The sequence below is a fragment of the Phenylobacterium sp. genome, from assembly GCF_036563285.1.
Lineage (GTDB): Bacteria > Pseudomonadota > Alphaproteobacteria > Caulobacterales > Caulobacteraceae > Phenylobacterium.
Genome location: NZ_DATCMR010000010.1, coordinates 1 through 16,985 on the forward strand (window position 1 = coordinate 1; position 16,985 = coordinate 16,985).

The 16,985-nt window shown below is 64.7% G+C and carries 16 protein-coding genes and 1 pseudogene; 12 read left to right on the forward strand and 5 right to left on the reverse strand.

Features of this window, described 5'->3' with window-relative positions:
- The 6 genes and pseudogenes from VIL76_RS09605 to VIL76_RS09630 all read left to right on the forward strand — a co-directional run.
- Window positions 1-442: pseudogene (locus VIL76_RS09605) on the forward strand (dihydrolipoyl dehydrogenase); the annotation flags it as partial.
- Window positions 443-726: 284 nt separating this feature from the next.
- Complete coding sequence (locus VIL76_RS09610) at window positions 727-1,113, forward strand: DUF2946 family protein (RefSeq protein ID WP_332044803.1); 387 nt, start codon at window positions 727-729, stop codon at window positions 1,111-1,113.
- A 78-nt stretch (window positions 1,114-1,191) separates the two neighbouring features.
- Window positions 1,192-3,228, forward strand: coding sequence for a TonB-dependent receptor family protein (locus tag VIL76_RS09615; protein WP_332044804.1), 2,037 nt, complete (start codon window positions 1,192-1,194; stop codon window positions 3,226-3,228).
- Window positions 3,216-3,686, forward strand: coding sequence for a DUF1775 domain-containing protein (locus VIL76_RS09620; protein ID WP_332044805.1), 471 nt, complete (start codon window positions 3,216-3,218; stop codon window positions 3,684-3,686). The genes VIL76_RS09615 and VIL76_RS09620 overlap by 13 nt, the downstream gene beginning before the upstream one ends.
- 180 nt (window positions 3,687-3,866) lie before the next feature.
- A complete protein-coding gene (locus tag VIL76_RS09625; RefSeq protein WP_332044806.1) occupies window positions 3,867-4,556 on the forward strand; it encodes a YafY family protein in 690 nt (229 codons plus the stop codon).
- Window positions 4,557-4,666: 110 nt separating this feature from the next.
- Window positions 4,667-5,083, forward strand: a complete 417-nt coding sequence (locus VIL76_RS09630) for a putative quinol monooxygenase (RefSeq protein ID WP_332044807.1) — start codon at window positions 4,667-4,669, stop codon at window positions 5,081-5,083.
- A gap of 859 nt (window positions 5,084-5,942) precedes the next feature.
- Here the strand turns inward: VIL76_RS09630 and VIL76_RS09635 are convergent.
- The 3 genes from VIL76_RS09635 to VIL76_RS09645 all read right to left on the reverse strand — a co-directional run bounded on the left by VIL76_RS09635 (window position 5,943) and on the right by VIL76_RS09645 (window position 9,114).
- The gene (locus VIL76_RS09635) at window positions 5,943-6,368 is read right to left on the reverse strand and encodes a DUF6508 domain-containing protein (RefSeq protein WP_332044808.1); all 426 of its coding nucleotides are present in this window, start codon (window positions 6,366-6,368) and stop codon (window positions 5,943-5,945) included.
- On the reverse strand, window positions 6,368-7,612 hold the full coding sequence (locus VIL76_RS09640) for a hypothetical protein (RefSeq protein WP_332044809.1): 1,245 nt from the start codon (window positions 7,610-7,612) through the stop codon (window positions 6,368-6,370). The genes VIL76_RS09635 and VIL76_RS09640 overlap by 1 nt, the downstream gene beginning before the upstream one ends.
- Before the next feature lie 104 nt (window positions 7,613-7,716).
- Window positions 7,717-9,114: an exonuclease domain-containing protein gene (locus VIL76_RS09645; RefSeq protein ID WP_332044810.1), complete on the reverse strand. Its 1,398-nt coding sequence runs from the start codon at window positions 9,112-9,114 to the stop codon at window positions 7,717-7,719.
- A gap of 87 nt (window positions 9,115-9,201) precedes the next feature.
- On the opposite strand from VIL76_RS09645, the gene VIL76_RS09650 reads away from it, so the two are divergent.
- The 5 genes from VIL76_RS09650 to VIL76_RS09670 all read left to right on the forward strand — a co-directional run bounded on the left by VIL76_RS09650 (window position 9,202) and on the right by VIL76_RS09670 (window position 15,578).
- Entirely contained in the window at window positions 9,202-9,402 is a 201-nt protein-coding gene (locus VIL76_RS09650) for a hypothetical protein (protein ID WP_332044811.1), read from the forward strand.
- 832 nt (window positions 9,403-10,234) lie between these two features.
- Entirely contained in the window at window positions 10,235-11,269 is a 1,035-nt protein-coding gene (locus tag VIL76_RS09655; protein WP_332044812.1) for a hypothetical protein, read from the forward strand.
- A complete protein-coding gene (locus VIL76_RS09660; RefSeq protein ID WP_332044813.1) occupies window positions 11,266-12,510 on the forward strand; it encodes an MBL fold metallo-hydrolase in 1,245 nt (414 codons plus the stop codon). The genes VIL76_RS09655 and VIL76_RS09660 overlap by 4 nt, the downstream gene beginning before the upstream one ends.
- A 61-nt stretch (window positions 12,511-12,571) precedes the next feature.
- A complete protein-coding gene (locus tag VIL76_RS09665; protein ID WP_332044814.1) occupies window positions 12,572-14,365 on the forward strand; it encodes an FG-GAP-like repeat-containing protein in 1,794 nt (597 codons plus the stop codon).
- 112 nt (window positions 14,366-14,477) lie between these two features.
- Complete coding sequence (locus tag VIL76_RS09670) at window positions 14,478-15,578, forward strand: hypothetical protein (protein ID WP_332044815.1); 1,101 nt, start codon at window positions 14,478-14,480, stop codon at window positions 15,576-15,578.
- Window positions 15,579-15,649: 71 nt separating this feature from the next.
- On the opposite strand, the gene VIL76_RS09675 is transcribed toward VIL76_RS09670, so the two are convergent.
- Window positions 15,650-15,832, reverse strand: a complete 183-nt coding sequence (locus tag VIL76_RS09675) for a hypothetical protein (RefSeq protein ID WP_332044816.1) — start codon at window positions 15,830-15,832, stop codon at window positions 15,650-15,652.
- A 52-nt stretch (window positions 15,833-15,884) separates the two neighbouring features.
- Window positions 15,885-16,229, reverse strand: coding sequence for a hypothetical protein (locus VIL76_RS09680; protein ID WP_332044817.1), 345 nt, complete (start codon window positions 16,227-16,229; stop codon window positions 15,885-15,887).
- A gap of 356 nt (window positions 16,230-16,585) precedes the next feature.
- On the opposite strand from VIL76_RS09680, the gene VIL76_RS09685 reads away from it, so the two are divergent.
- Window positions 16,586-16,981 carry a nuclease gene (locus VIL76_RS09685; RefSeq protein WP_332044818.1) on the forward strand — a complete coding sequence of 132 codons (396 nt, stop codon included), beginning with the start codon at window positions 16,586-16,588 and terminating at the stop codon, window positions 16,979-16,981.
- Window positions 16,982-16,985: the final 4 nt, after the last annotated feature.

Below are 16,985 nucleotides of genomic sequence, written 5' to 3' on the forward strand. Positions count from 1 at the left end.
GGCCCACAAGGCGTCCCACGAGGGCGTCCACTGCGTCGAGCACATCGCCGGCCTGAAGCCCACCAACCTGAAGAGCCCGATCCCCGGCTGCACCTATTCGAACCCGCAGATCGCCTCCGTCGGCCTCACCGAGGCCCAGGCGAAGGAGCAGGGGCTGGAGCCCAAGGTCGGCCGCTTCCCGTTCCGCGTGAACGGCAAGGCCATCGCGGCCGGCGAAACCGAGGGCTTCGTGAAGACGGTGTTCGACGGCAGGACGGGCGCCCTCATCGGCGCCCACATGCTCGGCCACGAGGTCACCGAGATGATCCAGGGTTTCACCCTGGCCATGACCCTGGAAGTCACCGAAGCCGAGCTCCAGGCCACCGTCTTCCCGCACCCCACCATGAGCGAGGCCATGCACGAGGCCAGCCTCGACGCGGATGGGCAAGCACTCAGCCTTTAGGGCGCGACCCTGCTGCGATCCGTCAAAGGCTCAGCTCGCCATGTCGAGCCGGATCCTTACACCTCGAGCGGCGGAAACAGGATCGAGGGCATGATGCCAGGGAGCGGCGCCTTCCAACGACGCGCGACTGGCAAAGGGAGTGGATGTCCGCTTCCGCCCGTTGCGGACTTTGGCGCTCCACCCTGTCGCGGACCCGCCTGTGCTGCACTTCCGCAGCACGATGCTGCCTCGCGTGCTGCCGTTCCTCCGCGACAGTAGGCAGTTGATCATTGTACAGCGCCTTCATGGGTGGGAGCCAAACCATAGGCCGCGCGTGGGCCCTGGGGCTGATCCTGGCGTGCTTCGCGCTGGGTCTTCGGCTTGTGGTGCCCGCCGGCTTCATGGCGGGCGTCGACGCCGATGGCCGGCCTACCCTGGTCATCTGCACCGCCGGACCGGGACAGCCCGCAGGCGGGCACGATGATCACGGTGCCCCGGACCCGGACGACACCGCAGCCTGCGCCTTCGCCGGCGCTGTGGCCGGCCCCGCGCCCGACGCATCGTCTCTGCTGACGGCGACCCTCGCCGCCTACGTCCCAGTCGCCCAGCCACTCGCTCGCGACCTGGCGCCTGGCCGCGGCCTCGCCGCGCCGCCGCCGCCCTTGCGCGGCCCACCGCTCCAGCACGCCTGATCCGGCCCACTGCGGCCGGCACCCCGCCCTGCGCGTAAGATGTGAGCGGACGCGCGCCTGCGCGTCCTGGAGCCCTCGATGCGATCCCTACTACTGTTGTCCGCCGCCACATGCGCGGCGCTGGCCGCCGCGCCCGCGGCCGCCGCCGACGCCCCCACCGTCGAGACGATCATTGTCACCGGCTCCCGCGATCCTGAAGACCCGCCCGCCGTCGCCGCAGCCCGCGAGCGGCTGTCGCAGACTCCCGGCGCGGTGTCGGTGATCTCGCGCGAGGCCTACGAGCGACGCTTCGCGGTGGCCCTCGACGACACCCTGCGCGATGTGCCCGGCGTCTATGCGCAAAAGAAGTGGGGCGGCGACATCCGCCTGTCGATCCGGGGCTCGGGGCTTGGCAACGCCAACCACAACCGCGGCCTGTTGATCGCCGAGGACGGCGTGCCGCTGAACGAGGCCGACGGCTTCGGGGACAGCCAGGTCGCCGATCCCCTGAACACTCGCCTGACCGAGGTCTATCGGGGCGGCAACGCCCTGCGGTTCGGCGGGGCCTCGCTGGGCGGGGCGATCAACATGGTAACCCCTACCGGCCGCGACGCCGGCTTTGACGCCCGTCTGCGCCTCGATGGCGGCAGCTTCGGCATGGCGCGGGAACACTTGGCAGCGGCCCGCGAGCTTGGCGACTGGGACATCTACGCCGCAGCGACAAATCAGACCGGCCAAGGCTGGCGGCCGCAGAGCCAGCAGAACCTCCAGTTCGGCACGCTGAACGTCGGCCGGAATTTCGGCGAGGAGCGCGAGGTCCGCTTCATCCTCAACGGCTCAAACATCAGCCAGGAGATCCCGGGCGCGCTGACGCCCGCGCAGTTCGTAGCCAACTCGCGGCAGGCGGCGCCCGCCAACTACGCTAATGACCAGGGCCGACACCAGCGGGGCCTGCGAGCGTCGCTCCGCGGCACGTGGCGGGTGGACGAGAGCCTGTTGCTGGAAGGCGCGGTGTACGGCGTGTGGAAGGACCTGGACCACCCGATCTTCCAGGTGATCGACCAGCAGAGCCGCAACTGGGGCGCCTTCGGCCGCGCGAGCTGGGACGGAAGTCTCTTTGGCCGCCGCGCCGACCTGTTCGCGGGGGCCTGGCTGCGCAGCGGCGACCTCGACTCCAACTTCTACGTGAACGTCCGCGGCGCCCGCGGCGCCCCGACGTCGCGCACGCTCCAGAACGCGCAGGCGGCGGATGTCTTTGCCGAAGGGCGACTGTTCGTCACGGAGCGGCTGGCGGTGATCGCCGGGGGAACCTCGGGCTGGGCCAGCCGCGACTACCGGAGCTTTGCCGTCCCCGGCGCGCCGGCCACCTTCGAACTCACCGCGTCGAAGGACTACTCCTGGTTCGCGCCGCGTATCGGGCTTCTGTGGGAAGGCGAAGACGGCATGCAGCTGTTCGCCAACGTGACCCGCGCTGTGGAGCCGCCGAACCTCGGCTCCATGTCGCCGACCAACGCCGGCTTCGCGCCAGTGGAGGCGCAGGAGGCGGTGACAGCGGAGGTGGGGACGCGCGGCCGCCGCGGCCCGTTCCTCTGGGACCTGGCCGTCTACCGCGCCGTGCTCGACGGCGAGCTCCTGCAGTACACGGTCACCGCGGGCGTGCCGGCTCCCACGTTCAATGCTGGGCGGACCATCCACCAGGGCGTCGAGGCCGCGCTCGACTGGCAGCCGCTCCGGTCGCTACGCCTGCGGCAGACCTGGACCCTCTCGGACTTCCGCTTCGAGGGCGAGCGCCAGTACGGGGACAATCGGCTCCCGATCGCGCCGCGGTCCTTCTATCGGGCCGAGCTGCGCTACGAGCACTCCCGCGGCTGGTGGATCGCGCCTGCAGTGGAGCGCGCCTCGTCGGCCTGGGCCGACTACCGCAACACCGTGAAGGTGAAGAGCTATGCCATCTGGAGCCTCGGGGCGGGCGCTGCGCTGGGTCCGCGGACGGCGCTCTTCCTCGACGTGCGCAACATCACCGACGAGGCCTATGTCTCGAACGTGCAGGCGCAGATCCTGGCCTCTCCCGGTGTGGGGGCGTACTGGCCGGGCGACGGCCGTTCCATCTTTGGAGGCGTGACATGGACGTTCTGAAGTCGCTGGCGCTGGCGGCAGCGCTCTCGCTCGTGGGCGGGACGGCCCTGGCTCACATCACTGTGTGGCCCAGGCAGTCGGTGCAGGGCGCGCGGGAAAAGTACGTGGTCCGGATTCCAAACGAGCGGCGCGCTCCGACAGTGCGGGTGGAGGCGACCTTTCCGGCGCAGGTGAAGGTCAGCGCCTTTGAGGACAAGCCCGGCTGGAAGGTCGAGCCGCGCCGCGACGCGTCCGGCGCGATCGTAGGCGCCGTCTGGACGGGCAGCCTGCCTCCCGACCACTTCGCCGAGTTCGGTCTGCTGGCCATGAACCCGGCATCCGGCAGCGCCCTGACCTGGAGGTTCGTCCAGGTTTACGCGGACGGGACACGCGTGGAGTGGGCCGGGCCGAAGGGTTCGGCGACGCCGGCGCCGCAGGTGGAGCTGCAGCCGGGGTCAAGCTCGGCGCCGCACCATTAGCCCAGGTACCTCTGGTCACGGCGGCCGTGAAGTTCGGTTGCCACCCCTTTCTGACGTTCGGCAGGTCTCCTGGTGGAGCAGCGCCTCACGCCGCTCCTAGTCCCGGTGGATTCAATCCAGAGATGCTGCCAAACTTTGGCAGTAATCGGTGATACGTCGGCTCCAGGTTACGGAGTCGCTATGCCTCGCGCGCCACGCCTGCTCGATCTGATCCAGCTCCTGCGCCGTTACAGGCGACCTGTCCCAGGCGCGGTGCTGGCGGCGGAGCTCGGGATTTCGATACGGACGCTCTACCGCGATATTGAGACCTTGAAGGCGCAGGGGGCTCACATCCAGGGCGAGGCCGGTCTTGGCTTTGTGCTGCGACCTGGCTTCATGCTGCCGCCGCTGATGTTCTCTGAGGAAGAGATTGAGGCGCTGGTCCTTGGGTCGCGCTGGGTTTCCGAGCGCGCGGACGGATCCCTCAGCGAAGCCGCTCGCGACGTGCTGTCGAAGATCGGCGCCGTTCTTCCCGCCGATCTCCGGGATGGTTTGGAGCGCTCGGGTCTTCTGATCGGACCAGGTGCCCCTGTCGCGGCTGGCGACAGCGAGTTTAAGGCCATCCGCCAAGCGATCCGCTCGGAGTGCAAGCTCCGGATCGTCTACGCCGACGAGAACGGCGACAGGACCGAACGATCCATCTGGCCTGCCGCCGTGGCCTACTACGATCGCGTGCGGGTGCTCGTCGCCTGGTGCGAGCTGCGCGAGGGTTACCGACACTTCCGGACGGACCGGATTGCCACGCTGGAGGCGACGTCGGAGCGGTATCCGCGGCGGCGGACCTCTCTGCTCAAGGAATGGCGCGCTCAGCGCGGCCTGCCGGAGCAATGACTGCTGCCACAATCTGACAGGACGGATTCGTAGCCTCTCTTCGTCGCCGCCCACCGCGGCCTCGTTCATCCGGAGAGACGCCTGTGCGTAGCAACCGCCGTGGGGTCCTCGTGAGCAGTGCCGGAGCGGGCCTCGTGCCCAGCCTCATGGGTTGGGTCACCGCCACGGCTGCTCCGGCCGAGCCGAACACCTCCAACGAGCAGCAGAGAGTCCTGATGAAGCGCCGATATATCGACAACCTCGTCATGATCGCTGAACTGACGGTCAAGCCGGACCGGCTGGAGGAATTCCTCGAGTACACAGTCTCCAACCTGCAGGTCAGCAGGTCCTACCCGGGCAACATCAGCTTCGACATCCTGGTCAACGAAGCGAAGCCCCACGTGGTCACGTTTTACGAGGTGTGGGCGTCGCCGAAGGCGCAGAAGCAGTACATGGCCTGGCGAGTCCAGGCCGGCGACCTGACGAAACTTCTCTCGTTCCTGTCAGATCAGCCCCGGTTCACCGCTTTCCGGAGCCTCGCCGTTTAGCTTATCCTGCACCTGGCTGCAGATCCAGCACTTGCCTCACATAGGGATGACGGCAGTGCCTAAGTTAGGCTGCGGGATTGTGAAGGCAGGCCAAAGCCCACAGGCTCCCGTCGCCGTGGGACGCGCGGCTCGCCGGAGGTCAGCTCTTGGCACAGCCGACCTGCTGAGGCCTGTCGGTAGATTCGTTGGTACGGTGCGCCAAGCGACCGAATAGCCGTTTAACAATTCGAGTCCTGCCGGCGGAAACCACATCTCTGACGCTGCCTCGCTCAGTTCGTGGAACACAGATTATGCGCGAACGGCGGTCCTAGCTCCTAGCGGAGGGGAAGGTCCGCTTAGGGTTGGGCAGGCGATGTCCGCTTTCGACCCGTAGCGGTCATGCGTGTGCTGGATTGTCACCCCACCTCACCCGCCCCGCCCATTGGGACCATTGGCGCCACGTCCGCTTAGCTGAATTGGTTCGCATTGCTGAGCTTCGCGTCGGCCTCGGCGCAGCCATGGTCGTTACCCGTCACCGACTGCGCGGGCGCCAGTGTGCATTTGGGCTGGGACCCCGCTCGTGGGGAGGCGAGCGGGGTCTTTGCTTTCGCGCGTCACGCGCTTAGCGTGTGGGTCGACGGTCCTCATCCCCGACAAGATAGCCGTCATCAGGAAGGGACCTCGCCCGGTCCTGAACAGTACGGGCGGGGGCCTGACCTTTCCTCCCATGGTCAAGCTCCGAAACGGCGTAAGCTGATCTCGGGAGGGGTCAGCGTGGATCGTCTAGTTCGGCGGGGAAATCTGCCCCGTCCAACGAGGCGCGGAGCTACAGGGCACGTTGTGCTCAATCACTGGCTCGCCGCACTCCTCCTCTGCCGAGCTAGTCGTCGAGCAGCGACTTAGCTCGTCGTGCGACCCCAGCCATAATTCCGTTCTCGAACTCACTGAGCAGAACTCCGTCGCAAAACCGGTCCTGCCTGACGATTGCGGTCATGAGGCGGCTCAGTTCCTGGGGGCTGGCCCGATCCAAGCATGCAGGATCGTTTAAGAGCCGCCGCGCCTCGTCCGAGTCGCGCCATTCTGGCCAGTCGAACGGCTGAATCCAGCCGTTCTGATAGGCAGCTTGAACGAACGCATTCGCTTCATCTGACAAGCTACTGAAGCCGATCTGCCAACTGCCATCTTGGAGTTCTCGGGCGGCTACGAACTCGCCCGGAATGAACTCAGGGGCCGATAACACCTCGGCAAAAGCGGCCAGGGCAGAGAGAGCAGAGCGCAGGTCCGCCTCAAAGTGCGCATCTTCCATCAGACAGCAGCTTCACCCTTCTCCGAAGTAGCTTCTAGCGTCGCCGATACGTCAGCCACATACCGATCCATGGCGCCCAGCCATGCCTCGCTGTGATGTGGAAGGAGTTGGTGCAGGCGGGGCATCTTCCCATCAGCGGTACGAAGCTCCCAATGCTCGCTCCCGTTGGACTGTTTGAGCTGCCCCCCAATGAGGTCAGCCAGAGTGCGGTTGTACGTTGCGCCCGGTCCGGTCCTCCTGAACCAACCCGAAGGTCCGGTATCCACCATACCGGTCTTTCCAATCGTAGCGACGTTCAGCGGCTTGCCGTCAGGTGAGGCGTGCTTCAGGTTCAAGCCACCGAGCCGGTCCGGGTAAAAGCCTATGGCTTCCGCGCGGGCTAAGAAGGCCTTCAGGTGCCCAGCTTGCGCTGCGTCCTTCTTCCCAAGCTGCTCGAAAAACTCGTCCACCCCGAGCGAAACGCCTCTCTGGGGCGCCGCCCCGATCGCGGGGGAGTGCACGCTGATCGAGTACGGGGAGTTGCCCTCCTCGATCTTGACTACACCTCGCTCGATTAGCGTTGTCTGAGCCAGCACACTTGGCACCACCACTTTCTCGTTCCCCAGAGGGCGGCTGTAGATGGCGAGTTCAACAAGGCTGAAGGTGAACCGGAACCCCGCGTGTCCTTGCAACAGGTTAGCCAATGGGAGGATGTCTTCCCGGATACCGTCTCCCACTACCAGGACGAGCGCCCGGCCCCTCCGGAGGTTCTGAGCGACTGCATCGATAAATTCGGCTTCGTCCAGCGCCTGATCAGCATCTCTTGAGACTACCTGGAAGAGCGAAGCCTCCGGTTCGCCCGCTGCCTTTCGCGCCTGCTGCACAGCACGGTCGAGCCCCTCATAGCCAAGCTCAAAGATGGCTGAGGCGTACTCCATGACCTGGGCGATCACCTTTCGCCGAGCCTCGGGATTTCGCCAGAGCTTCGCCTCCACAATGGCGAGGCGGCCCTCCTCCGTTACGAACAGGTTGTCCAGGTACTTGGTGCCGCCGAAGTCCAACGGCAGTTCTCGACACGCGGGGATTAACCGACCGAAGTCAGGCTCAATCTGAGATATAGGAAGGACCTCGGGATGCCGGTGGAGCAGGCTCTGCAACCACTGCTCATCGTAGCCGCTGGCGGCAGTGCCTCCAAGATCGACCCGCTGTAGCGCTAGGGAGGCATCAGCTTGAATGAGAACTGGTTGGCCTTCGCGACGGCGCATTTCGCTCACCCCTCACACGTCCATCACGAGCTTGACCTTGGTCTGCTGGGCCGTCCAGTGAGGAACAGCCTTGTGCGCTGCTCCCAGCACCACCGCTCGGCCCGCTATCCCTCCAGTGGCGCAGCCGTGAGGGCCACCTTCTCTAGGTAGTTACGGTATGCCGCCAGCCTCTCGTCCGCCCGTCTGTCCGGGTCACGCGCTATCTGCTCAAGCTCGGCCAACGCGCCGCTAGCCGTTAGCCAAGGCACCTCAGCGTCCGAACACGTCCTGCGCCTGATGGCTTCCTCGAACTGCTGCCGCTCAGCCTGCGTGAGCAGGTCAGGACGCTCGAAGTAGATCAGGCGCCGCGCGAGAGTTCTCAATCTACGATCTTCAAACTCACCGCAGAGCATTACCCGCCGCTCCCACGGTACGCTGTGGAACGTCTGCATGAGGCGCTCGTCAGATGGCGACCAGAATCCCTCGTAGAGGCCCTCCTCCACGTGTTGGGAGGGCTCGTAAGCCTTCTCAGCGGCTTGGGCGGCGGCGAGTAGCCGAGCTACGAAGGCCTCGTCCTGCCGAACGCGCTCGGCTCTCGCGCGTAGCTCGTGCTCCGGCACCTCCCGCAGGACGTCCGGAGGGGAGTCAGCAAGCCGCCACAGGAACGGAGCAGCGTTGGTCCTGAACCGGCGGATGGGCTTGGGAGAGCGAGCCACTCGCTTCGCCAACTGCTCGTCATCGAGGCCCGCGAGTTCGTCCAGGTCGCAGAGCAGATCGAGCGCATACCGCAAGCGTCCTTGCCCTCGTCCGAGCGGCGACACGACGTACGCGACGCCAAAGACGCCGTAAGGCTCGAAGAGCACGAGCGGATCGTTGTCGGCCAGGAACCGCTCGACCGGCTCAGGTCGCGCGAATTCGATGAAGCGCGCCCAAGCTTCCCGCGCCCTCTCCTTCACGATCCGGCACATCGCGATCATCGCGTAGACGTCTGCTAGCGCGTCGTGAGCGTTGAAGTCTGAGAACCCGTTCGCAGGAGCGAGCCGATCGAGCTTCAGGGTGGGCTTACCGGCATCGTTCTCGGGGACGTTCAGCAGGCCTGGGTGGAGAGTGGCGACTGCCTTCATGAGCAGGAGCGCGTCCGCTCGCCCACTGCCGTTTGTGTTCGTCAAGTATGGCTGGTGCAAGCAGGCATAGAATGCGTTCCTGAGGAACTCCTCGTCGAAGCGCAAAGAGTTGTAGCCGACAAAGACGGACGGGCAGCGTCCGCTCAGGTGCTCACGGATGGCGCTCACCATCTCGTAGTGCGAGGGCCGCTGCGGATCGAGGATGTCCTCAATCGACTGCCCAGTGACATGCAGCGCACCAGGGCTGGCAACGATGTGTGGCTGGAGCCTCGACCTGATCTCAAACGGCTCCTCGATGATGTTCAGATCGTCATCGGTGCGAATGCACGCGAACTGGAGGATTTGGTCCCAGCGGGATGAGGTCCCTGTGGTTTCGAGATCGTAGAAAATCAAGCTCATAGCCGCAGGGTCGCACAGAAAGCTCTGCCGTCAATCTTGCGTCTGAGGCCGTAGCCTGCTGTCCTATACTGAAGGTTGGGGACCAGCATGCCAGACGACAACGAGAAGCCGATCCCGGCAATCTTCGGGACGATCCATCATCGATCGCCGCAACGCCCGAATGGCTACACGCCAGAAGACATTTCCTGGATGAATGTGATCGCGAACAAGCACATTCCGGAACTCTATCAGGAGCTACTGGCGGCGCATCGGGCGGCGTTTCCCGGCGATTCCCGCCGCGATGGATAGGGGCATTAGCGAGGCGCTCGCTCAGGCGGCGGCCTGCTATAACTATCCGAAGACGCTGCTCACCTACGACCCCAGCGCGTCCCTACCGCACTTTGTAGCGCTCGGTTTCGCCGTGTCCGCTGGGGACCGCACCCACCTGTCCTACCCCGCCTTCGAGCAGGAGATCGGTGATCAACTTCGATCCCAGGACCCAGCCCGAGCCCGTCTGGGTTTGGCATCAGTAGTCTATTGGGGACATCTCAGTCGCAATCACGGCATCGCGGCCATTCAAGCTGCGAAGGCCATCGAAGCTAACGCTGGCATACTGTCGCGAGTGGCGGCCCACGTGGACCAGGGGCGGCTCGGGGACGCTCTTGTCCTGACCGGAGAGCTTCCCGCGATCGGCAGTACGTCTTTCGGCTCCAAAGTCATCGCGTTTCTTGCGCCCGAGGCAGCAGGTGTCTTCGACGAACAAATCTATGAGTATCTGGCAAGGTGCGTCTCGGGCCTGGAAACCCGTGCGGAAGCCCGTTGGATAGGGAGATCGACGGCGCGCGACGCGTGGCCAGCGTTTGGCCAGCTTACTAAGCGGAAGAAGCATGCTCGGATCGCATCAGGGTACGCCGGTTGGTGTTCCTTCCTGTCTGAGACAGCAGCGGAGCTTACGAGGAGCGAAGCACCCGCGCCGCATGGACTACTTGCGTGGCGTGCTGTCGATGTTGAACGCGCGATCTTCCATCTAGCGAGCCGCGTCGCGAGGACTGCTTGAGGAACTTATCCCCAGGCATCTGCCCGGACCGCGCAATTTCTCAGCGTCTCGATCGAATAGTGTAGGTCAACGGGAGGACCCCCAATGAGTGACTTCGAAGAAGACGATACTGCCGTTCTCCCGGATACCCAGGAGATGCGGCACCAGATGGTGCAGATCGCATCAGGCCTGTGCGCCGAATTCCGGCGCGGCTTCAACGGCACGGGGGAAGTTGAGCGGCTAGCGGCGCGGGGTGAACCGCACTGGATTTTGGACCTCCTCAGCCTCTGGCGCCCGGCTGGCCAAGCTTCAGGCCAGGATGGGCTGCGCCTTGCCGTGCGGAACGGCTACCTCAACTTCTACCGAAGGGGTCAATCCGTCGCCCGCGTGGAGTTTGTACGTGGGCAACTCCGAGGCCACGTTCACTCAAAATATTTCAGTGCCGCCGCTCGCGAACGTGGTGGACAGGTGTACGGCGAATTCGCCGGTGATCACGTGAAGAGCCTGTACGAGCAGGTCCGCTACGATGGCCTCGACACGCTACTGGCTTGGATAGCCCTGATCGACACGAAGTACGCGGGCGTGGAGAAGCGGCTCGTCGATGACCTTGTGGGCCTAAACAGCCACGTCATCGATCTCGAAATGGGCCTTCCTGGTTGGCGCCATCGGAAAGCGCCACTGCGTATGGACATCGTGACGATCGACGACGGACAAGTGGTCTTCTGGGAAGCGAAATGCGCGGGCGACGCCCGCATCCGCGCACAGGCAGACCCAGAGGTTCTTATCCAGCTTGCACACTACCGAGAGTTCCTTGTTCAGGATGTGCATCGCTGGCGCATTGCCCAAGCGTACCGAGAAGCCGCAGCAGTGCTGACCCGTTTGCGAGCAGTTGCCGATGCGGTGGAAACTCGGCGTCCACTCGGGCAAGCCATCCTAGATGCACGGCACAACGAGCAACTCACCGTGGCCCGCGAGGCTGCTTTGGTGGTCATCGACGAAGCTGCTGTTGAGGTCGGCGCACCCCAAGGCCGGAAGTGGCACACTTGGCATCAGAATGGCCACTTGGCGAAGCTCAAAGGTAGGGCGCGGGTTCTTGCCCAGGCGACGCCCGGCATACTTCGATTGGACGCTGCGGTTTGAGTGGACCAACCCTCACCGTCCACCGGGCCACTGACCAGATCGGCGGCAACTGCATTGAGATCGCCGGGGACGGGCACAGGCTGATCCTTGATGTCGGAAGGCCACTCGATGCGCCTTCCGATGCTCAGGGGCTGATCCCGGCCACGCTCGACCTCGCAGCCCCGGACACGAGCGTCCTGATCTCTCACCCCCACCAGGACCACTACGGCCTCTTGGAGGAAACCCCCGCTTCCTGGCCTGTGTACTCAGGCGCTGCGACGGAGCGGCTCATCCGCCTGACCGCTGGCATCTTCCGCAAGAGGGTCGATCGCCAGTTCCGTCATTGGATCGTTGGGCAGGCGACGCAGATCGGCCCGTTCACAGTCAAGCCGTGGCTGACGGACCACTCCGCCTTTGACGCGCACATGCTCCAGATCGACGGCATGGGGAGGCGCATCCTCTACTCCGGCGACTTCCGACGACATGGACGCAAATCCGGCCTCGTGGAGCGCCTGATGGCCGACCCTCCTGCGAACGTGGATGTGCTCCTAATGGAGGGGACCAACCTCGGCACAACCAAGCCGTCGAAGACTGAGGCTGCGCTCGAAAGCGAGTTCATCGACCTCTTCAACAGCACGCCTGGACGGGTTTTCGTCGCGTGGTCGGCTCAAAACGTGGACCGCACCGTCACTCTCTACCGAGCCGCCCTCCAGGCGGGGCGCACCCTGGTCGTCGATCTCTACACGGCAGAGGTCATGCAGGCGCTCGGGGACTTCGGACGGTTGCCGCTGCCGGATTGGTCAAGGATCATGGTCGTCGTCACCAGCAGCCTCGCTCGAATGTACAGGCGCCGCGGTGACGAGGCGTTCGTGCAGCAGATGGTCGAGAATGGCATCTCCGCGAGGAAGCTGGAGCAGCATCGCACCAAGTGGGTGGTGATGGTGCGCCCCTCCCTTGCCCGCGATTACGCCCGCTCTGGTGTCACTCCGACTTCAGATGACGCTTGGTCGTTCTCACAGTGGTCAGGGTATCTCAAGGCTCCGGACGGTCAGGCTCTACAGCAGTGGTTCGACCAGGGCGGGGCACAGGCGAAGCATATCCACACCAGCGGCCATGCCTCGCCTGATGATCTGCGGGCGTTCGCGAACGCGATCGCTCCGAAGTGGCTGGTGCCCATCCACGGCATAGCCTGGGATGAAGAGCAGGTGGGCTTCCCGCCTGTGAAGCGGCTGCGGGATGGAGAGCCGCTTCTACTGGCCTGACGCTAACGATTGCCTCGATTCGTGAAGCTTGACAGTGTTCCGCCACCCGAGGGGCCACGCCGTGCCGAACTACTTTGTCGGTTCAACCATTGCGGTTTCATCCGACTACGTTGGGGCGGTCAATCAGGTGGTTCCGCTAGACCTGAACGGGGACGGACACCTCGATCTGCTAATTGCGGACACCTCCCTTAAGAACAGCGGCACACCGCTCCGCGCGTTGCTCGGCGATGGCAAGGGGGGCTTCAGCGACGGCACTGCTTCTGTTTTTGGGTCAAGCGTCCCGCAGACGATCTCCGCGCGCGGCAGCGCCGTCGCGGATTTTAATGGAGACGGACGTCCTGACGTCTATTTCGGCGATCAGGGCTTTGATGAGCCGCCATTTCCCGGCGCCCACAACACGCTCATCGTGAGCAGCGGTGCCGGTTATGTCGCCGCTGTTGGCGTGCCGGGCCAGTCGGATTTCACCCATTCGGTGGCCGCAGCCGACGTGGACGGGGACGGCGACATCGATATCTACGTGAACAACCTTGGCCAAGGAGACCGTGCCCCATACCTCCTGGTGAATGACGGGCGAGGCCAATTCACCCTCGCGCGGCTCGCCTTCGCCTCCGAGGGTTCCTTCACGGATTGCCTGTTCTTCTACGCCGATGGCGATACGCACCCGGACCTGTTCCTTGGGGGCGATCTCAGCATGGCGGCATCCACCGTTCTGCTTAACGACGGGCGAGGCGTCTTCGGAAGTCCGATCGTCGTACCGAAGCCGAACGGCAGGATCGTCTCTGACTCCGAGGCCGTGGACCTGAACGGGGACGGGCGGCTGGACCTTGTACTGATCGAGACCACACATCAGTCGGTCGGGGGCTACGTGCAGGTCCTGATCAACACGCCGCACGGGTTTGTCGATGAAACGGACAACCGCCTTCTGGGTCTGAGTGGGGGCCAACTGGGGCCGTACTGGGCATACGAAGTTTTCGCCGCAGACATGAATGGCGACGGCTCAGTGGACATCGTGCTTTCGCAAGGTGTGGACTCGGATTCCTCCCCACTCCTGATCAACAACGGAAGTGGCCAGTTTGTCCGCATGCCCGTAACCCTGCCCAATCTCACCGTCTTTCAAAAGCTCACGGTGGGCGATGCTAATGGCGACGGTCTAACAGACATATTGGCCGTCGAGGGAAATGCGGGCGGAGAGCGCATCCACGTCTACTTGAACAGCCATCCGGGTCATACCCAAACCGGCACGGCTTCCAACGACGGCCTGATGGGCTCGTCGGGTGGCAACACGATCCTATCCGGGGCGGGAAACGACACCGTTGCAGGCGGCTCGGGTCAGAACTTTTTACGCGGGGAAGAGGGCGACGACTTGATTGTTGGCGGCCCGAACTTCGACGACGCCCACGGCAACATGGGCAATGACACCGTGTATGGTGGCCTCGGTGACGATTGGGTTGTCGGCGGAAAGGACAACGACCTTCTGTTCGGCGACGAGGGGTGGGACATCGTGTATGGCAACCTCGGCAACGATACCTGCGAAGGCGGAGCGTTCATCGACTGGGTACGCGGCGGCCAGGGTGATGACCTCGTAGACGGCGGCGCGGGCGACGACTGGCTGTGGGGGGATCGCGGCTCTGACACGGTGACCGGCGGCTCGGGCGCGGACACGTTCTTCTTTCACGGTGAGGCCGGGATCGATCGGATCACGGATTTCAACTTCGGGGACGGAGACCGCATAAAGGTTGAGTTCGGGACGTACACTGTTCAGCAGATCGGCGCGGACACGGTGCTCGACTTCGGAGGCGGGAACCAGTTGGTGCTCCTCGGGATGTCGGGGTTCAGCACTAATTGGCTGGTGTGATCCGAGCGCTTGACGTGAGCCAAACTCGTGAGAGGCTAGCCACATGATCAGCCCCAGCAGCCGCGTCGCCGCCCATTTAGGCGGCTGATTTCGCCGCCTCATTGGAGGCGACATGCTCAACAACGATTATGATCTCGGCGGGCCGATGCCCCTTCCTGGGCGCGGACGAAAGCTGCAACCGATCCCGCCCGGCAGCGCCCTGGAGGCGGTTGGCCTCCTCGATCGTCACCGGCCCGGCTTCATGACCGATTTCTCCCGCAGCAAACCTGTGCAGCGGCAGGCAGTGCTCGCCGTCCTGGCCCAGTCTGTGGGGCCGTTCCTCGACACTGCCACGCCGCAAGCGGTGGCCGAGCAGGCTTCGGCTGTCGAGGCGATCGCCCACCTCCTCTTCACGCTCTCCCCGAAGGAGGCGATCGAGGCTGCCTACGGGCTGTGCCCGCGAGGCCTTCTTGGCACCTTTGCGCGGGTCACGGAGCCGCTCCGCTGGGCCGACTACGTGCGCCTCGTCGAGGTCTGGGGCGAACCCTCCCAAGCTGCTCGTCAGCAGGTCCTCAGCCACGTGCCGAGGCTCGCCGCAAAACGCGTCCAGGCACTCCTCGACCTGGACGAAACTCTCTGCACGGCGCGGCTAGCCAGAAGGGTGCGCTGCCCTTCGGGCGCCCAGGTCTGCAATGACATCCTCGCGGTGCTACGCTCGCACAGGGCGGACCTCGCGAACGAGGAAATCACCGGGTTCGCCGCTCAAGCTGACCAGTACAGCCCGCTGAACGTGCAGTTGGATCGCCTCCTGGGGCTCATCCAAGAGCTTCCGCCCCTCCCCATTGAGGTGCCGGAGGGGTTCGTTCACCTAAAGTCGCGCGAGCAGTTTGAGGACGTGGGCAACCGCTTCCGTAACTGCATTCGAAGCAAATTTGAGGAGGCAAATTGCGGTCAGACGGTCTGGATCGAATATAAGCGACGCCCCGCCATCGCGGCTCTTCTGACCACTAACCGGGGCTGGCTGTTGAGCAAAATCCATGTGCCGAGGAACGGGCCTCCGCCGCCCGATCTCGTGGAGGAGGTCCGCGCCGCCCTAGCCGTGGCAGGTATGCCCTTTATTGCGCCCGCACCTGTGACGGGGGCACTGGCTAGCGTACGGTGGGCCATCATGCGGCACGACATGTTCGGCCTTGGGCCGGATGAGTTCGACGGGTGTGCGCCGGAAGTGGACTGATTCGCCGATCAGACGTCCCCTTGTAGACCGCTCGGAAATGATGTCCGAGTCCCCTGCTGAGAGGGGGCGGGCTACTGCATCAGCACTCGGTCACCCGCGCGTGCGCGGCGGTTGAGCAGGTCGGCCGTGTGCTGGGCGTCGAGCTCGGAAAGCCCCCTCTGTGGGACCATGGCGATCACCGCAGGCTCCCCTGTCCAGATGTCGATGACGCTGAAGGGGCCGCGATCACGGCGCAGGACGTACCGGGAGAACATAGGTTCATTGTGCCCGATCGGGCACCGCGCGGTTAGGGCTGCGGGTTGCGACTCAAGGCTCGAAGTCGCGCTCGATCCTGAACGGCAGGCCGTGCTCCTCGGCGAACGCCTTCACCTCGAAATACGAGTGGAAGTGGGTCGCGACGCGGTTGGCGAGCAGGTGAGGCGACAGCTCAGGCTCCAACCCGCGCTCCTGGGCGAGCTTCAGCTGGGTGGGCCGATCGAAGATCAGCAGGTTGGCTGACTCATAAGCGGCATGGTCGCCGAAGTCGTACCACTCGACGACCAGGTCTGAGCCTCGCGCGTAGACGGTGTGGGAGCCCGGTTTCCCGAGCATGCGACTGCGGTCGCCCACCACGCCGCCATAGCCATCTTCCAGCGGAATGACATTCGTCATTGTTCCTCCGTTTCCAGTTTATCTAGGATTGCACGCGGTGCGACGCCAAGCGCTGGCACGGCGGCTTCGCCATGGCCTCGCCTTGCCGAGCCTAAGCGGTGGTGCGGCTTGTCGCGGTGCAATCGTTCAACGCCTAAGCTTGCCGCGAGTTGCTGCTCGGGTCAGGCTGAACGGCTTGCGCCGCCGGCTGTGTGGAGCCGCGCCATGAAGGTGCTGATCGAGCGCCTCAGCCGCAGCGGGCGAGCCGTAACGCCGGTTAGGCGTCCAAAGGTTCGAGTCCCGCCGCTAGGCGGGGTTTCACCTCCGAAGCCAACTGCTAAGCTCTTCCGCAGAAGGATCATTCGGGAGACGCCGGCATGGGCGCGAAGATCTTGCTCGCAGCGCTAGCCGTCTGCGCCCCGGGCGTGGCCCTCGCCGATCCCTGCGAGGCGCCGCTGCCGCGGCCGGGCACGGCCTTCATTGGCCAGGTGCGCTACGTCGGCGACGGCGACAGCCTCTGCGTCGGGACCTCCAGCGATCCACGCACCTGGGTGGAGGTACGGCTCGCCGACTTCTACGCCCCTGAGCTCCAGGCGCCGGGCGGCGCAGAGGCCAAGCGGGCGTTGCAAGGCGTGGCCTCGGGTCAGATGCTCCAGTGCCGCGCCGGCGATCGCTCGTATGACCGGGTGGTGGCGCGTTGCACCTTGGGCGGCGCGTCCGTCGGTGACCTTATGCGGCGAACAGGCGTGCGCGAGGGCGGCCGCGGCCGCTAATCGA

What these genes read in the sequence shown, in the direction of transcription:
- VIL76_RS09610 (WP_332044803.1), top strand. Translation starts at nt 727, where the DNA reads ATGGGTGGGAGCCAAACCATAGGCCGCGCGTGGGCCCTGGGGCTGATC.
- VIL76_RS09615 (WP_332044804.1), top strand. Translation starts at nt 1,192, where the DNA reads ATGCGATCCCTACTACTGTTGTCCGCCGCCACATGCGCGGCGCTGGCC.
- VIL76_RS09620 (WP_332044805.1), top strand. Translation starts at nt 3,216, where the DNA reads ATGGACGTTCTGAAGTCGCTGGCGCTGGCGGCAGCGCTCTCGCTCGTG.
- VIL76_RS09625 (WP_332044806.1), top strand. Translation starts at nt 3,867, where the DNA reads ATGCCTCGCGCGCCACGCCTGCTCGATCTGATCCAGCTCCTGCGCCGT.
- VIL76_RS09635 (WP_332044808.1), bottom strand. Translation starts at nt 6,368, where the DNA reads ATGGAAGATGCGCACTTTGAGGCGGACCTGCGCTCTGCTCTCTCTGCC.
- VIL76_RS09640 (WP_332044809.1), bottom strand. Translation starts at nt 7,612, where the DNA reads ATGCGCCGTCGCGAAGGCCAACCAGTTCTCATTCAAGCTGATGCCTCC.
- VIL76_RS09645 (WP_332044810.1), bottom strand. Translation starts at nt 9,114, where the DNA reads ATGAGCTTGATTTTCTACGATCTCGAAACCACAGGGACCTCATCCCGC.
- VIL76_RS09650 (WP_332044811.1), top strand. Translation starts at nt 9,202, where the DNA reads ATGCCAGACGACAACGAGAAGCCGATCCCGGCAATCTTCGGGACGATC.
- VIL76_RS09655 (WP_332044812.1), top strand. Translation starts at nt 10,235, where the DNA reads ATGAGTGACTTCGAAGAAGACGATACTGCCGTTCTCCCGGATACCCAG.
- VIL76_RS09670 (WP_332044815.1), top strand. Translation starts at nt 14,478, where the DNA reads ATGCTCAACAACGATTATGATCTCGGCGGGCCGATGCCCCTTCCTGGG.
- VIL76_RS09675 (WP_332044816.1), bottom strand. Translation starts at nt 15,832, where the DNA reads ATGTTCTCCCGGTACGTCCTGCGCCGTGATCGCGGCCCCTTCAGCGTC.
- VIL76_RS09680 (WP_332044817.1), bottom strand. Translation starts at nt 16,229, where the DNA reads ATGACGAATGTCATTCCGCTGGAAGATGGCTATGGCGGCGTGGTGGGC.
- VIL76_RS09685 (WP_332044818.1), top strand. Translation starts at nt 16,586, where the DNA reads ATGGGCGCGAAGATCTTGCTCGCAGCGCTAGCCGTCTGCGCCCCGGGC.